Source organism: Salipiger sp. PrR007 (assembly GCF_010499845.1).
In the GTDB taxonomy this organism is placed as follows: Bacteria; Pseudomonadota; Alphaproteobacteria; order Rhodobacterales; family Rhodobacteraceae; genus Salipiger; species Salipiger pacificus_A.
This window is the reverse complement of sequence record NZ_JAAGOZ010000028.1, coordinates 254,024-277,940: the sequence shown is the minus strand read 5'-3', so window position 1 is coordinate 277,940 and position 23,917 is coordinate 254,024. Positions and strand designations below refer to the sequence as shown.

Sequence of the window (23,917 nt, the reverse complement as noted above, 5' to 3'; positions counted from 1 at the left end):
GCATATCTCTTCAGATATCTGCGATGTCAAAGAGCGTGAGAGACAAAACCAGACCAGTGCGCCCTAACTTCCGGCGCGCCCGCCTGCCCGTCTCTCGAATTTCCTGTCCACCTCGTCTGCGCCAGCCCCGCGTTTCCGCTCGCCGCCGCCCCGTCTGGCGTCCCGTCGTGCGCCTCAGCGCCGCCGGTGAGGGGCCTTTTACGGATACCCCCCGGGGCCTGCAAGCGGATTTTTCCGAAGAGACGGAAGTTTTTGCGAGTGTCCTGAATAACTGAGAAATAACAATAAGATATGTTTCTATTTTTCTGCGCATCCCAACCCAACGGCGCGGCTTCCGCAGGGTCCGCGAAACGCCCCGAAACCCACATCTTGCGACGCCCACAGAGTTATCAACAAGCGTGTCCACACTCAGCCCCGGAGTCGGCCCGAGTCGCCCCCCCGAGTCACTCCCGAGTCACCTCGCACCCGCGGGCACCGATCCTGCACATCCGACGCACAGACCATGCAGCAGCCAAGGCGCATCCCCCGGAAACCAAAAAAGCGGCCGCTTCCGCGGCCGCCTGTGTTCCGTACCTGTAAGGCGAGCGCCGAGCTCAGCGCGCGCTACCCCCCTGCCCTGCCGGCTGCGGCGTTTTCCGCCTCGATCGCGGCAGAGATATCCTCCGCGAGGTTCGACAGGTGCTGGTCCAGCGCCGCGTCGACCGCCCCGGGGTCGCGGGCGCGCAGCCCCTCCATGATCGCGCCGTGGTGCGAGACCACCCGCTCCCGGTTGCGGCGCATGGTGGCCGAGAGGAAGCGCGCACGCCACAGCCGGGCGAGATAGGCGTGGTGGGTCTCGGCCAGCGCCTCGTTGTGGGCTGCCTCGGCGATCAGCCGGTGAAAGGCCATGTCCATCTCGAAGAGATCGAGCGCATCCACATGGTCATAGGCATCGGCGATCTTCTCGTTGAGCTCGGCGAGGCGTGACAGGTCTTCCTCCGTGGCGCGTTCGCAGGCGATCTGCGCCGAGAGCTTCTCCAGCGCCAGCAGCACCACCACCTGGTCATGCACTTCCTTGACCGTGGGGCGGGCGACGATCGGGCTGCGTGAGGGGCGCAGCACCACGAGGCCTTCCTGCGCGAGGATGCGGATGGCCTCACGCATGGGCGTGCGGCTCACCCCCAGTTCGGCGGCATTGTCGCGTTCCTTGATCGCGGTGTCCGGCGGCAGCTTGCCGCGCAGGATATCGCGCCGGAGCTGGTCGGCGATCTGCTCGGCCAAGGAAGTCTCGGCGGTGCTCTCGGACATGGGTGGCCTCTCAGTGTCAGCCCGTACGGCGCGTCGTCAGCCCGTACGGATCTTGTCATGCGCCCCGCGTCGCGGAGCGGTCCGGTCTATAGACCAAGGCCACCCCTGAGGGGAAGGCGGCCGCCTATTTCTCATTTGGTATACCAAAAATTGTTGATTGTCGATCCCACGTTGGGGTAGCCTCGATTCCAGATGGTATACCATCCGGCGCTGTGAGGGAGTGCCGCAACCGGGGGAAAACCCCAAGCTTCTGGGAGGAAGACATGAAAATCAAAACCCTGCTGAAGGCTGCGACCGCGGCCACGGTCCTTGCCGGCCCGGCGCTGGCACAGGACGTGACCCTGCGCATCCAGACGCATTACAACCCCGAGCAGACCTCGGGCAAACTGGCGGCGGAATTCGTCGAGGACGTCGAGACCATGTCCGGCGGTGCCATCGACATCGAGATGTTCTATGCCTCCTCCGTGGTGGCCACGGTGGAAACCTTCGACGCGGCGGCCAACGGCATTCTCGACTGCGACATGACCGGCGGTGCCTACCAGACCGGCAAGAACGCCGGCTTCCAGTTCGTCGGCGACATCATGGGTGGCTATGACACCCCCTACCAGCAGCTGTCGTGGCTCTATTACGGCGGCGGTCTCGAGCAGGCGCAGGAGCTCTACAACGAGTTCGGGATGCAGCTGATCGGCTGGTGGGTCTACGGTCAGGAATCGCTGGTCTCCTCGACCCCGATCGCCGGCCCCGACGACCTGAAGGACTGGAAATTCCGTTCGCCCCCGGGCATGGAAACCGAGATTTTCGCGAACCTCGGCGCCTCGCCGATCGTGATGGACTTCACCGAGGTCTTCACCGCGATGGAAACCGGCATCATCGAAGGCACCGACTACTCGGGACTGGCCAACGACGAATCCATTGGCCTGTTCGATCTTGCCAAGCACGCCTCCTACCCCGGCTTCCACTCGATGCCGTCGGACCACCTTGCCTGCAACAAGACCGTCTGGGACGGCCTGTCGGAGCAGAACCAGCGCATCATCGAGACCGCGATGGAAAAGCTGGCGCTGCGCTCGTCGCTCTACTTCGAGAAGGCCAACAGTGAGGCGGCTGCCCGCCTGACCGAAGCCGGCGTCACCCTGCACGACTGGTCGGCCGAGGATCGCGCCACCTTCCGCAAGGCGGCTCAGTCCGCTTGGGACGTCTGGGCCGAGAAGTCGCCGGAAGCCAAGGCGCTCGTCGAGAGCCACAAGGCCTATCTCGGCCAGCTCGGCCTGCTGTCGTCGGAATAAGGCGCGCCCGCGCCTGACCTGAAAAGGCCATGCGGCGGGCCCAGCTACGGGCCCGCCGTTCCTGTCTCACGAACCCTGTTACTCCTCCGAAAGGGTTACCCAATGTCCCATGAAAGCCTCTGGCTCGGCGCGCTGCGCGGACCGGTCCGCCTGCTGGCGATGGTCAGCACCGGGCTGGCGCTGGCCGTCTTCGCCTGGCTCGTGCTCGGCCAGTTCACCTCGGCAGAACCGATCGGCATGTACGAAATGCTCCGCCCCGAGGGCCGGCCGCTGGTGTCGGTGATGCTCTGGTCGCTCTTCGCCGCCCTGATCTTCAGCTCGCTCTACCTGTCCGACCGGCGCGGCTCGATCGAGATCGCGCCCACCGGGCCGCTCGACATCCTGTCGCTGGTGCTCTCGCGCCTGTCGATGATCGGCATCATCGCGGTGGTGCTGGTGATGTTCTACGAGGTCGTGGCTCGCTACGTCTTCGAAAAGCCCACGCTCTGGGCCAACGAGCTGTCGCTCTGGATCGCGTCCTTCCTGTTCCTGCTCGCCGGTCTCTACGCCATGCAGCAGCGCAGCCACATCCGTATCTACATCATCTACGACATGTTCCCGCGCTGGCTGCAGAAGCTGGCCGACGTGATCTCGGTCTCGCTGATCTGGGTCTTCTTCCTGTGCCTGTTCTGGGGTGGCTACAACGAGGCCATGCAAAAGCTCGGCCGCATGGAGACCTTCGGCACCGCCTGGGATCCGCCCCTGCCGGCAACGCTCAAGATCGGGCTCATCATCATCATCGGCCTCGTGGCCCTGCAGGCGCTGTCCAACCTCATCGCCGACTGGAACAAGGCCCCCGAACACCATTCGCCTGCGGACGAGATCGACGAAGTCGAGATCGAGAATATCCGCCGCACGCTGGAGGACTGACTTACATGGTGGATATCGGCACACTCAGCCTGATCCTGTTGCTGGGCATGTTTGCCCTGCTGGCGATCGGGATGCCGCTGGGCTTCGCCTCCGCCTTCCTGGCGGTCGCGACGCTCGTGATGAAATTCGGCCCCGACCTGCTGTTCGGGCGCTTCGGCATGGGGCCCTTCGCGGTGCTCGGCCAAGCAGTCTACCGCCAGATGGTGAACTACGTTCTCATATCGGTGCCACTGTTCATATTCATGGCCTCGCTACTCGAACGCTCGGGCATCGCGCGGGACATGTACAGCTCGCTCAACGTGTGGCTGTCGCGCACCCGCGGCGGTATCGCCTTCGTGACCTCGATCATGGCCGTCATCATGGCCGCCATGTCGGGGATCATCGGTGGCGAGGTCGTACTTCTGGGCCTCATCGCCCTGCCGCAGATGCTGCGGCTCGGCTACAACCAGAACCTCGCCATCGGCACGATCTGCGCGTCTGGCTCGCTCGGCACGATGATCCCGCCGTCGATCGTGCTGATCTTCTACGGGCTGGTCACCGAGACCTCGATCAAGGCGCTTTTCACCGCATCCTTCCTGCCGGGCTTCATGCTGGCCTCGTTCTTCATGATCTACATCTTCATCCGCACCCGGATGAATCCTGAAGAGGCCCCCCTGCCCCCGGCAGACCCCGACGCCCCGGCGGGCGGCGAGAAGGCCCTCATGTTCCTCGGCTTCCTGTCGCGCTTCGGCATGTGGATCGTGGCCGCGCTCACCCTGCGCGCGCTGTTCTTCACCGTGACCGGCGCCAACACGGTGACCGAGGGCGTGGACCCGATCCCGCTCGGCATGGTGTCGGACATCCCGTGGCTGGTCGGCGCGCTGGTGGTCTTCGCCATCGTGGTCTTCTTCATCGTCGGCCGCGAGCGCACCGCCATCGGCTGGCAGATGGGCAAGGGGCTGATTGCCCCCACCGTGGTGATCGGCGTCGTTCTCGGCTCGATCTACGGCGGCATCACCGGCATCACCGAGGCCGCGGGCATGGGCGTGGTGGCGGTCTTCGTCATCGGCCTCATTCGCCGCGAGATGAACTTCGAGGTGGTGTGGGATGCGGTCATGCGCACGCTCAAGTCGACCGGCACGATCATCTGGGTGACCATCGGCGCGGCAGCCCTCGCGGCGGCCTATACGCTGGCGGGCGGCCCGACCTATGTGGCCAACATGATCGTCGGCTCGGACCTGCCCACCATGGGCATCATCCTGGTGATGATGTTCATCTTCCTCATCATGGGGATGTTCATGGACTGGGTCGGCATCGTGCTGCTGATCATGCCGGTGTTCCTGCCCATCGTGATGCGCCTGCCCGCCGAAGAGATCGGCTGGCTCGGCCATGTCGACAGCAGCTATGTCGGCATCTGGTTCGGCGTGGTCTTCTGCATGAACATGCAGGTCAGCTTCCTGTCGCCGCCCTTCGGCCCCGCGGCCTTCTACCTGAAGTCCGTCGCCCCGGCGCATATCTCGCTGACCGACATCTTCCGCGGTTTCCTGCCCTTCATCGGTCTGCAGCTGCTGGCGCTGCTGGTGCTGCTGGCTTGGCCGCCGATCGTCACGCTGTTCCTGTAGCGTGATCCCGAGGGGGCGGCCCGCGCCGCCCCCTCGCCTTGACCCTCCCACGCGGAGGGCAGAGAGTTTCCCCACCGATCCCCGCCCGAGCGACGCTGGCCCTCTGCGCGCCGCGCCTCTGCCGGAGACCTCACCAGCCGCTCCATGGAGCTACAACCAATATGAAAACCGTCCGCCTCTCCGAACATGACAACGTCGTCACCGCAGTCGTCCCGCTGGAAGTGGGCGACGAGGGCGCAACCACGCTGATCCCGCGCGGCCACAAGATGGCGATCGGCGACATCCCCAAGGGCGCGGCCGTGCGCAAATACGCCCAGATCATCGGCTATGCCGCCGAGGACATCCCGGCAGGCGCGCATATCCACACCCACAACCTCGAGTTCCGCAACGTCGAGGCCGACTACGAGTTCGGCACCAACCTGCGCCCCGTGCCGCCTGCCGAGACGCAGGACAGCTTCATGGGCTACCGCCGCGCCACCGGCCGCGTCGGCACCCGCAACTACCTCGCGATCCTCACCTCGGTGAACTGCTCGGCCACCGCCGCGCGGATGATTGCCCAGCATTTCACCCCCGAGAAGCTCGCCGCCTATCCCAACGTCGACGGCGTTGTCGCCTTCGTGCATGGCACCGGCTGCGCCATGGGTGGCGACGGCACCGGCTTTGAATTCCTGCAGCGGGTGCTCTGGGGCTATGCGCGCAACCCCAATGTCGGCGGCGTGCTGATGGCGGGCCTTGGATGCGAGGTCATGCAGATCGACTGGCTCGTGCAAGCCTACGGGCTCGAGCCCGGTCCGCTGTTCCAGAAGATGAACATCCAGGACGAGGGCGGGCTGCGCAAGACCGTCGAGCATGGCATCGCGCAGGTGGAGAAGATGCTGCCCGAGGTCAACAAGGCCACCCGCACCCCCTGCCCCGTCTCCGAACTGATGGTCGCCCTGCAATGCGGCGGCTCGGACGCCTGGTCCGGCATCACCGCCAACCCGGCCGTCGGCTACGCCTGCGACCTTCTGGTCGCGCAGGGCGGCACCGGCGTGCTTGCCGAGACCCCCGAGATCTACGGCGCCGAGCACCTACTGACCGCCCGCGCCGCCACCCCCGAGGTGGGCCACAAGCTGATCGACCTGATCCACTGGTGGGAGGACTACACCGCGCGCAACCACGGCTCGATGGACAACAACCCCTCGCCCGGCAACAAGAAGGGCGGCCTGACGACAATCCTCGAGAAGTCCCTCGGCGCAGCGGCCAAGGGCGGCACCACGCCGCTGAACGGCGTCTACAAATATGCCGAGCAGGTCACCGCGAAGGGCTTCACCTTCATGGACAGCCCCGGCTACGACCCGGCGTCGGTCACCGGCCAGATCGCCTCGGGCTGCAACCTCGTGTGCTTCACCACCGGGCGCGGCTCGGCCTTCGGCGCAAAGCCCTCGCCCTCGATGAAGGTCGCCTCGAACAACGAGCTCTTCCAGCGCCAGACCGAGGACATGGACGTCAACGCCGGGCGCATCCTCACCGAGGGCGCGACGATCGAGGAAGTGGGCCGCGAAATCTACGAGATGTGGCTCCGAATGGCCTCTGGCGAGCAGAGCAAATCCGAGGCGCTGGGGCTGGGCGACTACGAGTTTGTCCCCTGGCAGGTCGGCGCGGTGATGTGATCCCTCGGCGCGCCCGCCCAGGCCCGGAAGAGCACGGCGTGAGCCATTGCTCTCCCCGGCGCGCGCCCCTCAGCCACGCATGGGGGCGCCCGCCGGGCGTGCGATCCCGCAGGCCCGGCTGTGCACACAAATCGGCGGCCGCTGCCTTGCGCTTCGGCACGCCCGCGCACAGGGTGCCGCGAATGACCTCCCCCACTGCACGCATCTGAAAGGCCCCGCTCATGTCCCTCTTTCCGGCGCGGACGCGCTGAGCCATGGCGATTGCCCCCCGCGAAGACCGGACGGGTTTCGGCCTGATGCTGATGGCGCTGGCCGTCATCGGGTTCACCTGCATCGACACATCGGCGAAATGGTTGCTGCAGCACGGCATCCCGGCGCTGCAGGTGGTCTGGTGCCGCTATGCCGGGCACCTGGTGCTGGTGCTGATGACCTTCCTGCCGCGCGAGGGGACCGCGCTGCTGCGCACCGCGCACCCCTGGAAGCAGACCTTCCGCGCCGCCGGTCTCTTCGGCAGCACGATGCTCAACTTCCTTGCACTTGCCTACCTGCCGATCACCGTGACCACGACGATCATGTTCGCCGGGCCGATCGTGGTCACCCTGCTGGCGATCCCCCTGCTGGGCGAAAAGGTCGGCCCGCATCGGATCGGCGCCGTCTGCGTGGGTTTCCTGGGGGTGCTGGTGGTGATGCAGCCCTGGGGGGCGGACTTCCACCCCGCCATGCTGCTGTCGATGGGCGCGCTGTGCTGCGCGGCGGTCTATTTCATCCTCACCCGGCAGCTCGCCGGCGTCGAAAGCAACGCCACCTCGCAGGTCTGGGGCGGCGCGCTGCCGACGCTGCTGCTGGCGCCCGTCGTGCTGCCGGACTGGCAGGCGCCCGAGAGCGCCGGCACCGGCGCGATGCTGGCGGTGATCGGCGTCTTCGGGGCGGTGGCGCACCTGCTGGCCACCGCGGCGCACCGCTATGCGGGTGCCTCGGTGCTGGCGCCCATGGTCTACCTGCAGCTGATGAGTGCGGCAGCGGCGGGGTTGCTGGTCTTCGGCACCTGGCCGACGGTCTGGACGCTGGTCGGCGCGATGATCATCATCGGCGCGGGGCTTTATATCTGGCACCGCGAACGCCAGCGCGGCGTGCCGCATTCGAAAATCCCGCCGCGGCTCTGAGCGCGGCGCAACGGGAGGCGCGGCTCCCGACTATCTGGCGCTCCTCAGGACAATTCTGCCTGAAGAAATGCCCGCCGATGCGGCTCAGACTCCGTAGTAGCCGCGGTACCACTCGACGAAGCGGCGCACGCCTTCGCCAACCGGCGTGTACTGCGACTCGCCCGCGAGCCGCGCCAGAAGCGTGGTTCCCGCCCAGGTCGCCGGCACGTCGCCGGGCTGCATCGGCAAGAGGTTGCGCTTGGCCGGAAGGCCGGTGGCCGCCTCGATCGCCTCGATGAACTCGCCGAGCTTCACCGGGCTGCCGTTGCCGATGTTCACCACCCGCCAGGGCGCGACCGGCGAGAGGCTGTCCTCCGGTCCGGCGGGCGCGCCGCGCTGCGGGGCAACCGGGGCGAGCCGGTGCAGTGCCGCGACCAGGTCGTCGACGAAGGTGAAGTCGCGCATCATGTCGCCGTGGTTGTAGACGTCGATCGGCGCGCGTTCGAGGATGGCCTTGGTGAACTTGAAAAGCGCCATGTCCGGCCGGCCCCAGGGGCCGTAGACGGTGAAGAAGCGGAACATGGTGGTCGGCAGATCGTAAAGATGCGCATAGCTGTGCGCCATGCTCTCCGTCGCCTTCTTCGTCGCCGCGTAGAAGGACATCTGGTGGTCGGTCTTCATCGTCTCGAGATAGGGCATCTCCGTGTTCGACCCGTAGGCCGAGGAGGTCGAGGCGATCAGCATGTGCCTCGGCGGATAGGCCCGCGCCGCCTCGAGCAGCTCGAAGGTGCCGGTGATGTTGCTGTCGAGATACTCGCGCGGCTTCTCGATCGAATGGCGCACCCCGGCCTGCGCCGCGAGGTGGTAGACGTAGTCGAAACGGTGATTTTCGAAGAGGCCCAGCAGCAGCCCGCCGGTTTCGACCCGCCCCTCCACAAAACTGAAACCCTCGCCCTCGAGCAACGCCACCCGCGCCCGTTTCAGCGCCGTGTCGTAGTAATCCGTCACGGCGTCGAGGCCGACGACCTCGTGGCCCTCGGCAAGCAGGCGTTTGCAAAGATGGAAACCGATGAAACCGGCTGCGCCGGTCACGAGCGTCTTGGGCATCAGGGGCCGCCTCATTCTGTCGTCGCGCCCCCGATAGGCCAGACCCCGCCGATTGTAAATCGCCGGGGTCCGCCGCGGCGCTCAGCCGCGGCCGATATAGGGCATTCCGGGCGCCATGACGGTGACGAACTGCACATTCGCCTCAAGCGGAAGCGTCGCCATGTGAAGGACCGTGCTGGCCACATGCGCCGCGTCCATCACCGGCTCCACGGCGATCGATCCGTCGGCCTGCGGCACGCCCTGGGTCATCGCCTGCGCCATGTCGGTCAACGCGTTGCCGATGTCGATCTGGCCGCAGGCGATGTTGAAGGCGCGCCCGTCCAGCGACAGCGACCGGGTGAGCCCCGTCACCGCGTGCTTGGAGGTCGTGTAGGGCGCCGAACCCCAGCGCGGCACATGCGCCGAGACCGAACCGTTGTTGATGATCCGGCCACCCTGCGGGTCCTGGCGGCGCATCCGGCCAAAGGCGGCACGGGCGCAGAGGAACATGCCCGTTATGTTGATCGAGCTGAGCTTGATCCACTCCTCGGCCGGGATCTCGTCGATCATCGCGCCCTTGAGGCCGACACCGGCGTTGTTGAAGAGCGCGTCGATCCGGCCCCACTCGGCCATCGCCTTGTCGAAACCGGCCTCGACAGCCTCGGGATCGGCGACGTCGAAGGGCAGGACCAGCGCATTGGGGTTGCCCCCCGCGGTCTCTTCCAGCGGCGCCTCGCGGCGGCCGACAAGCCCGACCTTCCAGCCCGCGTCTAGAAAGGCCTTCGCGGTCAGCCGGCCGATGCCGCTGCCCGCACCGGTGATGATGATGCTCTGCATGAAACTCCTCCCGGGAGATTTGCCAAGGAAACGGCGCGGGCGTGTGTCACGCCCGCGCCGGAACTCTGTGTCGTCAGTGGTTGTCGCGGGGCAGGCTGCGGGCGACCTTCTGGTAGGCCGTCGCCAGCTCGAGGCAGCCGCCGTCGGAAAGCTGGCCCACGTTCTTGCGGTAGATCTCCTGCCAGGGCGTCTGGTTGACGATCTCCGGCGGGGTCCAGTCGGCCTTGCGCTTCTCCCACTCGGCGTCCTCGACCAGCGCGTTCATCGTGCTGGCGTTGAGATCAAGACGGACCATGTCGCCGGTCTGCAGGTAGGCGAGCCCGCCGCCAACCACCGCCTCGGGCGAGGCGTTGAGGATCGAGGGGCTCTCCGAGGTGCCCGACTGGCGCCCGTCGCCGACCGTCGGCATGTGGTTGATGCCCTGCCGGATCAGCGCATCCGGCGGCTGCATGTTCACCACCTCGGCCGAGCCGGGATAGCCGACGCAGCCAACGTTGCGGATGAAGAGGATGCAATGCTCGTCGATCTTCAGATCGGGATCGTTGATCCGGTCGTGGTAATCCTCCGGCCCCTCGAAGACGATGGCGCGGGCCTCGAGGATGCCCTCCTTGCCCGGCTCCGACAGGAAGCGCTTCTGGAAGTCGGCGGAGATCACCGAAGTCTTCATCAGCGCCGAATCGAAGAGGTTGCCCGAGAGCACCTTGAAGCCGGCATTGGCCCGCATCGGCGCGTCGTAGGTCTTGATCACGTCGGTGTCCTGGCTGCCCAGTCCGGTGACGTTCTCACCCATGGTTTTGCCGGTGGCGGTCATCGCGCCCTCGTGGATGCGCCCTGCCTTGCGCAGCTCTTCCATCACCGCGGGCACGCCGCCGGCACGGAAGAAGCTCTCGCCGAGATATTCACCGGCCGGCTGCATGTTGACCAGCAGCGGCACGTCGAAGCCGATGGTCTCCCAGTCCTTGACGTTCAGATCGACCCCGGCGTGACGGGCGACGGCCTGCAGGTGCGGCGGGGCGTTGGTCGAGCCGCCGATGGCGCCGTTGACGACGATCGCGTTCTCGAAGGCCTCGCGGGTCAGGATGTCGGAGGGTTTGAGATCCTCGTAGACCATTTCCACGATGCGCTTGCCGGTCTGGTAGGCCATCGCCATGCGCTCGCGGAACGGCGCGGGAATGGCCGAGTTGCCGGTGAGCGACATGCCGAGCGCCTCGGCCATGGCGTTCATCGTCGAGGCGGTGCCCATGGTGTTGCAATGCCCCAGCGAAGGCGCCGAGGAGCAGACCCGCGACATGAACTCTTCGTAGTCGATCTTGCCCTCGGACAGCAGCCGGCGCGATTCCCAGACGATAGTGCCGGAGCCGGCGCGCTTGCCCTTCCACCAGCCGTCGAGCATCGGGCCGCCGTTAAGGGCAATCGCCGGGATGTCGACCGTCGCCGCGCCCATCAGCATGGCGGGGGTGGTCTTGTCGCAGCCGGTGGTCAGCACCACGCCGTCGATCGGGTAGCCGTGCAGCACCTCGACGAGGCCGAGATACGACAGGTTCCGGTCGAGCGCCGCGGTGGGCCGCTTGCCGGTCTCCTGGATCGGGTGGACAGGGAATTCCATTGGAATACCGCCCGCCTCGCGGATGCCCGCCTTGATCCGGTCCATCAGGAAGACGTGGATCTTGTTGCAGGGCGCGATGTCCGAGCCGCTGTTGGCGATGCCGATGACCGGCTTCTCGCCCTGCAGTTCTTCGCGGGTGTATTCCTGGTTCTGATAGCGCTCGACATAGAGCGCGGTCATGCCGGGATTGTTGGGGTTGTCGAACCACTCCTGCGAGCGGAATCGTTTGTTGGCGCGTGTGTCGGACACGGGTAGCTTCCTCTCCTTGACGCGCCTCCCCGCGCGCCTTGCCTAGGCGCGCCGCGTGACGCGCTCGTTCTTGCAGCAGCTTCCCAATTTGGTATACCAAATGCAAGAGCAATCATGGGAGGAGCGGTTGCCAATGCGTGCCGAGCCGCCGAGCAACGGAACATTACCCTTTATTCGCAGCACATTAAGGCGCGCAAAGACGTGCCGAACGAGCCGCACCGCATGACCCGCGCCGCCTTTTGGCAGGGCTATCGCGACTGCGCGCCCTTCGTCACCGTGGTCGTTCCCTTTTCGCTGCTCTTCGGAGTCGTCGCCCGCGACGCCGGGCTCGACATCCTGCAGGTCATGACCATGTCGGTACTGGTGATCGCCGGCGCCTCGCAGTTCACCGCTCTGGCGCTGCTGCAAGAGCATGCGCCGGTCTTCGTCGCGCTCACCGCCGCCTTGGCCGTCAACCTGCGCATGGCGCTCTACTCGGCGGCGCTGGTGCCGCACGTGGGCCACGCGCCGCTCGGGGTGCGGGCGTTGATGGCCTATCTGATGGTCGACCAGGCCTATGCCGTGGCGGTGAAAACCTACGAGGAAAAGCCTGGCATGAGCCGCGAGGAGCGGGTCGCCTACTACTTCGGCGTGATGGCCCTGATTTGCCCCTTCTGGTACGGTTGCACGCTGCTCGGCGCAGTGATCGGCACAGCGATTCCGGCTTCGCTGCACCTCGATTTCGCCGCTCCCGTCTGCTTCATCGCCATCACAGCGCCGCTGCTGCGGACGCTGCCGCACATGCTGGCCGCCGCGGTCTCGGTGGTCTGCGCGATTCTCTTTGCGGGCTTTCCGGCCGGGCTCGGGCTGATCGCGGCGGCGCTGGTGGCGATGCTGGTTGGCGCGCAAACAGAGCTGGCGCTGCGCCGCAGGGCCGCGCGGCGCGCCTCGGGAGGACGGGCATGATCGACGATGCAACCTTCTGGACGCTGACCATCCTGCTTGGCATCGGCACGTTCCTGATCCGCTTTTCCTTCCTCGGCTTCTTCGGACGCCGGCAGTTGCCGGACTGGTTCGTGCTGCACCTCAAGTACGTCGGCGTCGGGGTGCTGCCCGCCATGGTGACACCCCTGGTGCTCTGGCCTCAAGCCTCGGGCGGCGAGACCGAGCCGGCGCGGATCATCGCCGCGCTGGTCACCTTCCTCGTGGCGCTGCGCCTGTCGGTGACCGGCGCGCTGGTGGCCGGGATGGGCACGCTCTACCTGATGCAGGCGCTGCTTTGATCTGAACCCCGTGCGAAGACCTGCGGCGCAAAAGAGAGAGGGCCGGTCCCCTCCTCCGAGACCGACCCTCTGCGAAACACCACCGGCTGCGAGGGCGGCGGGCTTCGCGCTTTGCCGGGCGGAGACGATACGCGCCCCGGCAATATATCCTGACCTGCACCTGCTCAGGAATGACGCGCCGCGGTGATCCTGCCCGATTCACGAGCAGCCAGACCGGCACGCTCACGAAACTGCGATTCTCCGATACGGCTTCGCGTCTTCATGGTATCGATACCACCGGGTATGAGAGGCCGTCAACAGGGGCAGGCAGGCAGATCATGGCAGACGGCAGGAAATGGGTGAACATGGGCGACGTGGCCGCCCGCGCCGGAGTCGGCAAGATCACCGTGAGCCGCGCCCTGCGCACCCCTTCCAAGGTCAGCCCCGCCACGCTGCGCAAGGTGCAGGCGGCGGTCGACGAGCTTGGCTACGTGCTCGACGAGACGGCGGGCGCGCTCAGCTCGCAGCGCTCGCGGGTGGTGGGGGCGCTGGTCTCGACGCTGGAAGAGGCCGTGTTTGCCGCAACCGTGCGCGGCCTCACCGAGGGGCTGGCGAAGGGCGGGCTGCAGCTGATGCTCTCCACCACGCAATACGACCCCGAGGCCGAGGCGGCGCTGCTGCCGACGATGATGGGCCGACGCCCCGAGGCGCTGGTGCTCACCTCGGACGATCACACCGAGCCAGCGCATCGGATGCTGTCCCGGTCCGGCCTGCCGGTGCTCGAGCTCTGGGAATTGCCGAAGCAGCCGGTGCATGCGGCGGTGGGCTTTTCCAATCGCGCCGCCGGGGCCGCGCTGACCCGCCACATGGTCGAGACCGGGCGGCACCGCGTCGCCTTCCTCGGGCTGGACCGGCAGCACGACCGACGCGCCCGGCTGCGCATGGAGGGCTACCGCGACTGCGCCGGGCACCTGGCCGGAGAGCGCGTGGTCGCGGTGAAGGCCCGGCCCGGGGCTGTGGGCCCGGACTACGGCGCCGAGGGCCTGGCCGAGGTCCTGCGCCGCTGGCCCGACACCGAGGCGGTGGTCTGTGTCAGCGACATGGTGGCCATGGGCGCGCTCTGCGAGGCGCGGCGGCGCGGGCTCGACGTGCCCGGGCGGCTGGCGATCTCGGGCTTCGGTGATTTCGACATGGCGCAGGACTCGGCGCTGGCGCTGACCACGATCCACATCGACGGCGCCGCCATTGGCCGCCGTGCCGCCGAGCTGATCCTCGCCGGGGACATTCCCCGTGGCCTGCGCGAGGACATGGGGTTCAGCCTGGTCCGCCGCGCCACGACCTGACGCGGCAGACCGGTGGCGGGCTCTAGGCCTCGCCCTTCTTCACCTCCTCGGCCAGATCGATCCCGCCCATCTCGGCGATGCGGTCCGACAGGCTCGGCACGTAGTCCGCGCCATGCCCCGTCGCCTCGGCGGTGGCGAAATAGTGCCGCGTCGCGCTCGAGATCAGCGCAGGGGCGCCCACCTTGGCGGCCATGGCGCCCGCATAGCGCACGTCCTTGCCGCCGTTGAAGATGCTGAACTTATGCGCCTCCATGTCCCGGTCCACCGCATAGCGCATGAAGGTGTCGAAGAAGCCGTTGCCGAGCCGGCTCGAGCCGATCACCTGCCGCACGGTCTGCGGCGAGATGCCGGACTTGGCTGCCAGCACCGTCGCCTCGGCATAAAGCGCGGCATAGCTCATCGAGATGAGGTTCATCACCAGCTTCATCTTGTGGCCCGCCCCGACCCCGCCGACGCGGTTGATGTTGCCCGCCCAGCACTGGATCACCGGCTCCACCTTGGCGAAGCTCTCGTCATCGGCGCCGACCATGGCATCGAGCTGGCCCTCCTCGGCCTCCTTCGGCGTGCGCCCGAGCGGCGCGTCGACCATCGCCCCGCCCTTTTCGGCCAGCTCGGCGGCCAGCGCCTCGGTCGAGGCGGGATCGGCGGTAGAGCAGTCGACCACGATCAACCCCGGCCGCGCGCCGGCAAGGATGCCGTCCTCGCCGCGCATCACCGCCTCGACCTGCGGCGAGTTCGACAAACACAGGTGGATGATGTCGCAAGCCTCGGCCATGGCCTTGGGCGAGGCCGCCTCCTGCGCCCCCTGCCCCACCAGGTCCTCGACCGGCGCGCGGTCGCGGTTGCCCTTCACCCAGAGCGGGTAGCCGCCCTTGAGGATGTTCTTGGCCATGCCATGGCCCATGAGGCCCACGCCAATGAAGCCCACTACGGGTTTGTCACTCATGTTCTCTCCTCCCTAGGATGTCTTACAACGAGGCGGTGATGCCGCCGTCGACGAAGAGCGTGTGGCCGTTCACGAAGCTGGACGCCGGCGCGCAGAGGAAGACGCAGGCGCCGACCAGCTCGTCGACCTCGCCCCAGCGGCCTGCCGGGGTGCGCTTTTCCAGCCAGGAACTGAACTCGGGATCGGCAACCAGCGCGGCGTTGAGTGGCGTCTTGAAATAGCCCGGCGCGATGGCGTTGCAGTTGAGCCCGTGTTTCGCCCAGTCCGTCGCCATGCCCTTGGTCAGGTTGGTGATCGCCCCCTTCGAGGCGGTGTAGGGCGCGATGCCCGGTCGCGCCAGCGCGCTCTGTACCGAGGCGATGTTGACGATCCGCCCTTGCCCGCGCCCGATCATGTGCCGCGCGCAGGCCTGCCCGACGTAGAAGGCCGAGTAGACATTGGTGCGCATCAGCCGGTCAAAGGCCTCGGGCTCGAATTCCTCCAGCGGGCCTCGGTGCTGCATCCCGGCGTTGTTGATCAGGATGTCGATGGGGCCGTGCTCGGCCTCGTAGCCGTCGATGGCGGCGCGAACGCTGTCATGGTCGGTGACGTCGAAGCCGAGCGCATCGGCCTCCAGCCCCTCGGATCGCAGCGTCGCGACGGCCTCTTCCAGCCGCTGCGGATTGCGCCCGTTCAGTAGCACCTTGGCGCCGGCCTGCGCGAGACCGCGCGCCAGCGCGTGGCCGATACCCATGGTCGAGCCGGTCACCAGCGCGGTGCGGCCCGTCAGATCAAACAGGGACATGATGGCTCCTCTTCCCATGCGCCCACCGCGCGGCCTGGTCCTGCGGAGAACCGCAACAACCATTGACAAAACGGGGCGGGACCGTATTCAGGAAAATGGTATACCAAATGACCCCGGATGCAAGCGGGCGCGGTGCGAAACCGCAAACCCGGCGAGAGGCACGGCGAGGAGGACGAGACGAGGTGAGCAGACCCGGCGCAGCCCTGTTGGACCGAAAGCGCGGCCCATGCTGAGCTTTGCCGCCGCCGTGTTCCTGCTGTTCATCACCCCCGGACCGGGAGTGCTGTCGATCGCCGGGGTCGGCTCGGCCTACGGCTGGCGGGATGGTCTGCGCTACGGCACGGGGCTCTTCATCGGCACCAACCTCGTGATGACCCTCGTGCTCACCGGCTTCGCGGCGATCATCCTGTCGGCCCCCGCCGTGCGGGTGGTGCTGATGGCGTTGTCGGTGTGCTACCTGCTCTATCTTGCCGCACGCATCGCGCTCGCGGGCAGCCGCATCGCCTTCATCGAGGCCAAGTCCGCGCCGGGCATCCGCGCCGGTCTGCTACTGCAGGCGATCAACCCCAAGGCCTATGCGGTCAACACCGCCATGTTCACCGGGTTTTCCTTTGCGCCCGAGAGCCTCGGCTTCGAGACCGCCGCCAAGATCCTCATCATGAACGCGATCTGGATCCCGGTGCACCTCGGCTGGCTCAAGGCAGGGGTGACCCTGCACCGGCTCAACCTCAGCTACCGCACCCAGCGGTGGATCAATTACGGCATGGCGCTCGCCATGCTGGGCGTCGTCGCGCTGGCCCTCGTGTCGGCCTTCGGCGCGACCTGACACAGACACACAGACTTTTCGGGAGGACCTGACCCATGACGAAATACACCGGATGCTGGCCCGTGGTGCCGACGCCGTTCCACGAGGACGGCACGCTCGATCTCGAGGGCATGAAGCGCGTTCTCGACTGCACCATCGACATGGGTGTCGACGGCATCTGCATCCTCGCCAACTTCTCGGAACAGTTCCTGATCTCGGACGAGGAGCGCGCCATCCTCACCAAGCTCTGCCTCGAGCATGTGGCGGGCCGGGTGCCGGTGATCGTGACGATCTCGCACTACGCGACGCCGATCGTCGTGGAGCGGGCACAATACGCCAAGGACCTTGGCGCCGACATCGTGATGATGATGCCGCCCTACCACGGCGCGCTGCTGAAGGGCACCGCCGAGCAGACCTTCGAGCAGTTCCGTCAGGTGGGCGAGGTCGGCATTCCGATCATGCTGCAGGATGCGCCGCTCTCGGGTGTCGACCTGCCTGTGCCGCTGCTGGTCAAGATGGCCAACGAGATCGAGATGCTGAAGCTCTTCAAGATCGAGTGCCCGCAGGCCGCCGCCAAGCTGCGCAGCCTGATCGCCGAGGGCGGCGCGGCCATCGAGGCGCCTTTCGACGGTGAAGAGGCAATCACCCTGCTCGCGGACCTCGACGCCGGCGCCACGGGCTGCATGACCTCGGCGATGATCCCCGACCAGATCCGACCGGTCGTGGTGGATTTCCTTGCCGGCAATCGGCAGGCGGCCTTCGACGGCTACGCCCGCATCCTGCCGGCGGTGAACCACGAGAACCGGCAATGCGGCTTCCGCTCGGCCAAACACGCGATGCAGGTGGGCGGCGTGATCAAGTCCGCCTTCTGCCGGCACCCGATTGCCCCCTTGCATCCGGACACCGCTTCGATGTTGATCGAGCTGATCAAGCCGCTCGATCCGCTCGTGCTGAACTGGGGTAAGTAACCCCCCTCCCCGGCTCCCTCACGCCAAACGGCACAATGGGAGCCGGGCGAGCACCGGCCCGTGGGATGGCGCCGTGACGATAGAGGTCAGCACTTTATCCCGGCCGAGTCCGGGCGATCTCAGTCCGTTGCACGAGGATGACAGAGCGCCAGCCCGCCCGGACAGGGTCGTGCATCGGGCTCAGACCGACGGCGCCATGATGAACGACCGCTTGCCCGGCGGCTTTCGGCCTTGCTCCGAGCGCACCCGCGCCCGGCACCCAAACTTGGAGACCCAGGAAATGACCCTCTTCGCGCCCCTCGAACAGCTCCTCGGCGAGCGCCTGTCGACCAGCGACGCTATCCGCGAGCAGAACGCGCGCAACGAGGCGCATTTCCCCCTCGCCATGCCCGATGCCGTGGCCTTCCCCGAGACCACCGAGGAAGTCGCCGCCATCGTCCGCTTCTGCGCCGAAACCGGCACGCCGATCACCCCCTTCGGCACCGGCACCTCGCTCGAGGGCCAGCACCTTGCGGTGAAGGGCGGCATCAGCCTCGACTTCTCGCGCATGAAGAAGGTGCTGGAGATCAATGCCGAGGATCTGAACGTGGTGGTCCAGCCCGGCGTCACCCGCACCGAGCTGAACGAGGAGCTGCGCGCCACCGGTCTCTTCTTCCCGATCGATCCCGGCGCCGACGCCTCGCTCGGCGGCATGGCGGCGACCCGTGCGTCGGGCACCACGGCGGTGCGCTACGGCACGCTGCGCGAGAACGTGCTGGCGCTCGAGGCGGTGATGTCCGACGGCAGCATCATCCGCACCGGCACCAAGGCCCGCAAGAGCTCGGCCGGCTATGACCTGACGCACCTGCTGGTGGGCAGCGAGGGCACGCTCGGCATCATCACCGAGCTGACGCTCAAGCTGCACGGGTTGCCCGAGGGCATCGCCTCGGCCACCTGCCGCTTTCCCTCGGTCGAGGAGGCGGTGAACTGCGTGATCCTGACCATTCAGTCCGGCCTGCCGATGGCGCGGATCGAGCTGGTGGACGAGATGATGGTGCGCGGCTTCAACATCCACGCCGGATCGGACCTTCCGGAGCAGCCACATCTCTTCGTCGAGTTCCACGGCAGCCCCTCGGGCGTCGCCGAGCAGGCGCAGAGCTTCCGCGAGATCGCCGAGGATTTCGGCATGGAGGCCTGGGCCGAGGCCAATACCACCGAGGCCCGCAACGCGCTGTGGAAAATGCGTCACGGCGCGCATTTCGCCTCTGCCGCGCTGCGCCCCGGCGCTCAGTACGGCACGCTCGCGACCGATGTCTGCGTGCCGATCTCGCAACTGGCCGAGGCGGTGCTGCAGGCGCAGGCCGATGCCCGCGCGGCAGGTCTGGTCAGCACGATCGTCGGCCATGTCGGCGACGGCAACTTCCACTGTGCCGCGCGCTTCGACCCCAAGGACCCCGCCGAGGTCGAGGCCGTCCACGCCTTTGCCGGCAAGCTCAACGACACCGCGCTTCGGCTCGGCGGCACGGTGACCGGCGAGCACGGCATCGGCATCGGCAAGCAGAAATACATGAAGGCCGAGCACGGCCCGGCGCTGGACTGGATGCGGCGGATCAAGACCGCCTTCGATCCGCAGGGCATCCTGAACCCGGGCAAGCTGCTGCCGCCCGCGGACTGATCGTCCGCGCCCGAGCACCCATGAGAAAAGACTGAAGACGGAGGAGACCCCCATGCTGCCACAGAGCAACCCCACCCCCGATGCCCTTCTGGTTGGCCGCGTCTGGCGCCCCGGCGTCGGCCCCGCGCTGGTCGCCCTGCGCGGCGAGGTGCTGGTGGACATCACCAGCAAGACCGTTCCCACCATGCGCGACCTGCTGGAGAGCGAGAACCCCGCCGCCACCCTGCGCGCCGCCACCGGCGAAGAGATCGGCACGCTGGCCGACCTCGTGACGGGCTCGACCGAGGGCGCGGGCGATGAAGTGCTGCACCTGCTCGCCCCCTGCGATCTGCAGGCGGTGAAAGCCTCGGGCGTGACCTTCGCGCAGTCGATGGTCGAGCGGGTGATCGAGGAACAGGCCGCGGGCGATCCCGACGCCGCGGAGGCGATCCGCGCCAAGGTCAAATCCATCATCGGCGACTCGCTCTCGGGCATTGAGCCCGGCTCGGAGAAGGCGATGGAGGTGAAGCGCGTGCTGCAGCAGGAAGGCATGTGGTCGCAATACCTCGAGGTCGGCATCGGTCCGGACGCCGAGGTCTTCACCAAGTCGCAGCCCATGGCGGCGGTCGGCTGGGGCGCGACGGTGGGCCTGCATCCGATCAGCAAGTGGAACAACCCCGAGCCCGAGATCGTGCTGGCGATCAACTCGCGCGGCGACATCCTCGGCGCGACGCTGGGCAATGATGTCAACCTGCGCGACGTCGAAGGCCGCTCGGCGCTGCTGCTCGGCAAGGCCAAGGACAACAACGCCTCCTGCGCCATCGGCCCGTTCATCCGCCTCTTCGACGAGAGCTACACGCTCGACGACGTGCGCAAGGCGGAACTGACGATGACGGTCAAGGGCGAGGACGGATTCGTCCTCAATGGCGCGTCGTCGATGAGCCAGATCAGCCGCGATCCGGCCTCCATCGTGGCACAGACCATCGGGCGGCATCACCAGTACCCGGACGGCTTCCTGTTGTTCCTCGGCACGCTCTTTGCCCCCACCGAGGACCGCGACGCACCCGGTCAGGGGTTTACACATCACGTCGGAGACGTTGTAAGCATCTCCGAACCCGCGCTCGGCGCGCTGCAGAACACAGTCCGGCTCTCCACCGAGGCCCCGGAATGGACCTTCGGCACCGGGGCGCTGATGCGTAACCTTGCCCGGAGAAATCTTCTGTGACCGCTTTCCTCGCCCTCGGAGAATGCATGGTGGAACTGTCGCAGGCCGGAGACGGCCTCTACAAGCGCGGCTTTGCCGGCGACACGTTCAACACCGCATGGTATGCCCGCCGCCTGCTCCCGGAGGAGTGGACGGTGAGCTACGGCACCTGCGTGGGCGAGGATGCGGTGAGCAGCGAGATGCTCCAGTTCATCTCGGGCGAAGGCGTGGATGTCTCGACCATCCGGCGCATTCCCGACCGCACCGTCGGGCTCTACATGATCTCGCTCGAGAACGGCGAGCGCAGCTTTTCCTACTGGCGCGGTCAGTCGGCGGCAAAGCTGATGGCCGATGACCTCGGCTGGCTCGACGGCATCCTCAAGGGTCGCGACATGATCCACTTCTCGGGCATCACGCTGGCGATCCTGCCGCCGAAGCAGCGCGAGGCCTTCTGCGGCGCGCTGGCGCGCGCGCGCTCAAAGGGGGCGATCGTGTCGTTCGACACCAACCTGCGGCCGCGGCTGTGGGAAAGCCCTGAGGCGATGCGCGCCGGGCTGACCATGGGCGCGCGCACCGCCGACATCGTGCTGCCGAGCTTCGACGAGGAAGAAGAGCTCTTCGGCGACGCGAGCCCCTCCGAGACCATCGAGCGCTACCGCAAGGGCGGCGCGGACATGGTGGCGGTGAAACAGGGCGGCGCAGCGCTGCACCTGTGGCAGCGCGAGGCCGGGCGGCACGAGATCGCCGCCGAAACCGTGGCCGAGGTGGTCGACACCACCGCCGCGGGCGACAGCTTTGCCGCCGGCCTGCTGGCCGGGCTGGCACAGGGCATGGCACCGCAGGACGCCGCCGCCGAGGCCATGCGCCTTGCCGCCAAGGTGATCCAGGCCCGCGGTGCGCTGGTGCCCGCGATCTTCGGCTGAGCCCCGCCACGGGCGGGGACACCCGCCCTGCCGCGAAGCAAGGCGGAAGAGATGTCCCGGCGCGCGGGCTTCGGGTTGACCTCAACTGGGCTTGAGGAATTAGGCTCGTCCCAACTCACCTGAAGCTTCCCAAGGACACCGCGTGACCCCTTCCCCTCCCAGCCCCCTGCACCGTTTCATACTTGCCAGTGGCATGACCAATCTCGCCGATGGCGTCGCCGTGGTGGTCTGGGCCTGGCTGGCGACGCTGCTGACCCGCGATCCCTTGCTGGTCACGCTGATGCCGATCACCCTGCGGCTGCCGTGGTTCCTCTTCGCCCTTCCCGCCGGGGTGGTCACCGACCGGGTGGACCGGCGGCGGCTGATCCTTTGCATGGACGTGGTGCGCGCCTGCGCCTTTGCGCTGGCGGCGATCACGATCTGGCTTGCCCTGCCGCTCGCGCCGGCCCCGGACACGGGCACCGCCGACCCCGCGCTCTTCGCCGCCCTCCTCGGCTGCGCGCTGCTCGTGGGCACCGCAGAGGTGTTTCGCGACAGCGCCGCGCAGACCATGCTGCCGGCCATTGTGCCGCATGATAAGCTCGAACGCGCCAACGGCCGGCTCTGGAGCGTCGAGATGGTCGGCAATGCGCTGCTCGGCCCCGCGGTCGGGGCCTTCCTCATCGCCTCGGTGGTCTGGTTGCCCTTCGCGCTGAACGCCCTGTGCTTCCTGATTGCCGTGGGGCTGATGCACTCGCTCAAGGGTCGATTCACGCCCCGCCGGACCGGGACCCGCGACTGGAAGAAGGAGCTTGGTGACGGGCTCGCCTTCCTACGCGGCTCGGCGCTCCTGCGGCTGCTGGCGGTGATCACCGGCGTGTGGAACCTGCTGCACCAGATGGTGGTCATCGCGCTGGTTCTGCACGTGCAGGAGAACCTCGGTCTCGGAGCCTCGGGCTATGGTCTGGTGCTGGCGGCGGGGGCGCTTGGCGGCGTGTTGGGCGGGTTCTTCGCCGAGCGCATCGTGCGCAGGCTGGGCAGTGGCGCCTCGGCGCAGTGGATGACGCTCGCCTCGGCGCTGGCCTTCGCCGCGCTGCCGCTGGCGCCGAACGGCTGGGCGGTGGCGGCGGTGCTCGCGGCCTTCGAGTTCTGCGGGCTGGTGTGGAACACGGTCTCGGTCTCCTACCGCCAGCGACACGTGCCCGACGAGATCCTCGGGCGCGTCAATGCCACCTACCGGCTCTTCGCCTGGGGGATGATGCCGGTCGGCCTGTTGGCCTCCGGGCTTGTGGTCAGCGCCGCCGAAGCGGTGATGCCGCGCAGCCTGGCGCTGCAGATGCCGTTTTACGTGGCGGCTACGGGCGTGATCGTGCTGACCGCCTGGGCGTGGCGGCGCCTTGATGCGGGCTTTGCCGGGGTCGACACGACCGGCACCCGCGCGGCCTGAACGAAAAGGCCCCCGCGTCACGCAGGGGCCAAATCTCTTCAAAGAAAGTTTGCGCCTCAGTTGACCGGCGTCAGCAGTTCCTTGCCAGCGATAAAGGCCGCGATGTTGTCGCGCTGGAGTTGACCCATGGCGGTGCGCGTCTCGCGCGTGGCCGAGGCCTGATGCGGCTGCAGCACGGCGTTCTCGAGAGTCAGGAAGCGCGCGTCGGGGTTGGGCTCGTTGAGGAACACGTCGAGACCCGCGCCCTCGATGGTGCCCTTCTGCAGCGCCTCGATCAGGGCCTCCTCGTCCACGGTCGTGCCGCGCGAGATGTTGATCAGCACGCCGGTCGGTCCCAGCGCCTCGATCACCTCCTTCGACACGTACCCCTCGGTGGCCGGACCGCCGACGAGGGCGATCACCAGAAAGTCCACCTCGCGTGCCAGCGAGACGGGATCGGCGTGGTAGGTCCAGCCGGGCGTCTCCTTCTCGGAGCGCGAATGGTAGTGCATCTCCATCTTGAAGGCCGCGAGCCGGTCCGCGATCTCGCGTCCGATCCGCCCCATGCCGAGGATGCCCGCCTTCTGTCCGCTCATCTTGCGCTGCAGCGGATGCGCGCCGTCCTTGCCCCAGGCCCCCGAGCGCACCCGTGCCTCGGCGCCGCGCATGTCGCGGCAGAAATCGAGCAGCATGGCCACGGCGAGGTCCGCCACGTCGTCGTTCAGCACGTCGGGCGTGTTGGTCACCTTGATGCCGCGCGCCGAAGCGTCGGGAACATTGATCGCGTCATAGCCGACGCCGAAATTGGCGATGAGGCCGAGGTTCGGGAAGGCGTCCATCTGCGCGCCCGCAAACGGGCTGTGTCCGTAGAACGCGATTGCCTTCACGCCCTTGCGCGTGTCCTCGTCCAGCGCCTGCGCGGCGTCGAGGCTCTCCACATGGGTCCAGCCCAGTTCGGCCAGCGGCGCGCGGCTCATCTGGTCGGGTTTGCCGACTGCCAGTACATCCGTCAT

21 protein-coding genes are annotated in these 23,917 nt (G+C 67.3%); 14 read left to right on the top strand and 7 right to left on the bottom strand.

Features of this window, described 5'->3' with window-relative positions; translation table 11 throughout:
- Window positions 1-603: 603 nt before the first annotated feature.
- On the bottom strand, window positions 604-1,287 hold the full coding sequence (locus G0Q01_RS14080) for a GntR family transcriptional regulator (RefSeq protein WP_164188771.1): 684 nt from the start codon (window positions 1,285-1,287) through the stop codon (window positions 604-606).
- A 263-nt stretch (window positions 1,288-1,550) separates the two neighbouring features.
- Between G0Q01_RS14080 and G0Q01_RS14075 the strand changes: the two genes are divergently transcribed.
- The 5 genes from G0Q01_RS14075 (at window position 1,551) to G0Q01_RS14055 (ending at window position 7,895) form a co-directional block, all read left to right on the top strand.
- On the top strand, window positions 1,551-2,570 hold the full coding sequence (locus G0Q01_RS14075; RefSeq protein WP_108964745.1) for a TRAP transporter substrate-binding protein: 1,020 nt from the start codon (window positions 1,551-1,553) through the stop codon (window positions 2,568-2,570).
- Between the two features lie 102 nt (window positions 2,571-2,672).
- The gene (locus tag G0Q01_RS14070; protein ID WP_108964744.1) at window positions 2,673-3,479 is read left to right on the top strand and encodes a TRAP transporter small permease subunit; all 807 of its coding nucleotides are present in this window, start codon (window positions 2,673-2,675) and stop codon (window positions 3,477-3,479) included.
- Between the two features lie 5 nt (window positions 3,480-3,484).
- Window positions 3,485-5,080: a TRAP transporter large permease subunit gene (locus tag G0Q01_RS14065; protein ID WP_193989053.1), complete on the top strand. Its 1,596-nt coding sequence runs from the start codon at window positions 3,485-3,487 to the stop codon at window positions 5,078-5,080.
- A gap of 161 nt (window positions 5,081-5,241) precedes the next feature.
- Window positions 5,242-6,732, top strand: a complete 1,491-nt coding sequence (locus tag G0Q01_RS14060; RefSeq protein WP_164188769.1) for a UxaA family hydrolase — start codon at window positions 5,242-5,244, stop codon at window positions 6,730-6,732.
- A 254-nt stretch (window positions 6,733-6,986) separates the two neighbouring features.
- Window positions 6,987-7,895: a DMT family transporter gene (locus tag G0Q01_RS14055; protein WP_164188767.1), complete on the top strand. Its 909-nt coding sequence runs from the start codon at window positions 6,987-6,989 to the stop codon at window positions 7,893-7,895.
- A gap of 84 nt (window positions 7,896-7,979) precedes the next feature.
- Here G0Q01_RS14055 and G0Q01_RS14050 read toward each other — a convergent pair whose 3' ends face one another.
- The 3 genes from G0Q01_RS14050 to G0Q01_RS14040 form a co-directional block, all read right to left on the bottom strand.
- Window positions 7,980-8,981: an SDR family NAD(P)-dependent oxidoreductase gene (locus tag G0Q01_RS14050; RefSeq protein ID WP_164188766.1), complete on the bottom strand. Its 1,002-nt coding sequence runs from the start codon at window positions 8,979-8,981 to the stop codon at window positions 7,980-7,982.
- An 81-nt stretch (window positions 8,982-9,062) separates the two neighbouring features.
- Window positions 9,063-9,797, bottom strand: a complete 735-nt coding sequence (locus G0Q01_RS14045) for an SDR family oxidoreductase (protein ID WP_108964740.1) — start codon at window positions 9,795-9,797, stop codon at window positions 9,063-9,065.
- A gap of 73 nt (window positions 9,798-9,870) precedes the next feature.
- Entirely contained in the window at window positions 9,871-11,652 is a 1,782-nt protein-coding gene (locus tag G0Q01_RS14040) for an IlvD/Edd family dehydratase (protein ID WP_108964739.1), read from the bottom strand.
- Between the two features lie 222 nt (window positions 11,653-11,874).
- Here G0Q01_RS14040 and G0Q01_RS14035 point away from each other — a divergent pair, with 222 nt between their 5' ends.
- The 3 genes from G0Q01_RS14035 (at window position 11,875) to G0Q01_RS14025 (ending at window position 14,236) form a co-directional block, all read left to right on the top strand.
- Window positions 11,875-12,597: an AzlC family ABC transporter permease gene (locus G0Q01_RS14035; protein WP_164188782.1), complete on the top strand. Its 723-nt coding sequence runs from the start codon at window positions 11,875-11,877 to the stop codon at window positions 12,595-12,597.
- Window positions 12,594-12,914, top strand: coding sequence for an AzlD domain-containing protein (locus tag G0Q01_RS14030; RefSeq protein ID WP_108964737.1), 321 nt, complete (start codon window positions 12,594-12,596; stop codon window positions 12,912-12,914). The genes G0Q01_RS14035 and G0Q01_RS14030 overlap by 4 nt, the downstream gene beginning before the upstream one ends.
- Before the next feature lie 317 nt (window positions 12,915-13,231).
- On the top strand, window positions 13,232-14,236 hold the full coding sequence (locus G0Q01_RS14025; RefSeq protein WP_164188765.1) for a LacI family DNA-binding transcriptional regulator: 1,005 nt from the start codon (window positions 13,232-13,234) through the stop codon (window positions 14,234-14,236).
- 22 nt (window positions 14,237-14,258) lie between these two features.
- On the opposite strand, the gene G0Q01_RS14020 is transcribed toward G0Q01_RS14025, so the two are convergent.
- Both G0Q01_RS14020 and G0Q01_RS14015 read right to left on the bottom strand, forming a co-directional pair.
- Complete coding sequence (locus G0Q01_RS14020; RefSeq protein WP_164188764.1) at window positions 14,259-15,182, bottom strand: NAD(P)-dependent oxidoreductase; 924 nt, start codon at window positions 15,180-15,182, stop codon at window positions 14,259-14,261.
- A 22-nt stretch (window positions 15,183-15,204) separates the two neighbouring features.
- Window positions 15,205-15,966 carry an SDR family oxidoreductase gene (locus G0Q01_RS14015; RefSeq protein ID WP_164188763.1) on the bottom strand — a complete coding sequence of 254 codons (762 nt, stop codon included), beginning with the start codon at window positions 15,964-15,966 and terminating at the stop codon, window positions 15,205-15,207.
- A gap of 226 nt (window positions 15,967-16,192) precedes the next feature.
- On the opposite strand from G0Q01_RS14015, the gene G0Q01_RS14010 reads away from it, so the two are divergent.
- From G0Q01_RS14010 to G0Q01_RS13985, 6 genes are all read left to right on the top strand, one after another.
- Window positions 16,193-16,792, top strand: coding sequence for a LysE family translocator (locus G0Q01_RS14010; RefSeq protein WP_164188762.1), 600 nt, complete (start codon window positions 16,193-16,195; stop codon window positions 16,790-16,792).
- Between the two features lie 35 nt (window positions 16,793-16,827).
- Window positions 16,828-17,739 carry a dihydrodipicolinate synthase family protein gene (locus tag G0Q01_RS14005; RefSeq protein WP_108964732.1) on the top strand — a complete coding sequence of 304 codons (912 nt, stop codon included), beginning with the start codon at window positions 16,828-16,830 and terminating at the stop codon, window positions 17,737-17,739.
- A 280-nt stretch (window positions 17,740-18,019) separates the two neighbouring features.
- Window positions 18,020-19,393: an FAD-binding oxidoreductase gene (locus tag G0Q01_RS14000; RefSeq protein ID WP_164188761.1), complete on the top strand. Its 1,374-nt coding sequence runs from the start codon at window positions 18,020-18,022 to the stop codon at window positions 19,391-19,393.
- Between the two features lie 52 nt (window positions 19,394-19,445).
- Window positions 19,446-20,597, top strand: coding sequence for a fumarylacetoacetate hydrolase family protein (locus G0Q01_RS13995; RefSeq protein ID WP_164188760.1), 1,152 nt, complete (start codon window positions 19,446-19,448; stop codon window positions 20,595-20,597).
- A complete protein-coding gene (locus tag G0Q01_RS13990; RefSeq protein WP_164188759.1) occupies window positions 20,594-21,499 on the top strand; it encodes a sugar kinase in 906 nt (301 codons plus the stop codon). The genes G0Q01_RS13995 and G0Q01_RS13990 overlap by 4 nt, the downstream gene beginning before the upstream one ends.
- Window positions 21,500-21,641: 142 nt before the next feature.
- Window positions 21,642-22,925: an MFS transporter gene (locus G0Q01_RS13985; protein WP_370526735.1), complete on the top strand. Its 1,284-nt coding sequence runs from the start codon at window positions 21,642-21,644 to the stop codon at window positions 22,923-22,925.
- A gap of 56 nt (window positions 22,926-22,981) precedes the next feature.
- Here the strand turns inward: G0Q01_RS13985 and G0Q01_RS13980 are convergent, their stop codons facing one another.
- Complete coding sequence (locus G0Q01_RS13980) at window positions 22,982-23,917, bottom strand: 2-hydroxyacid dehydrogenase (RefSeq protein ID WP_164188758.1); 936 nt, start codon at window positions 23,915-23,917, stop codon at window positions 22,982-22,984.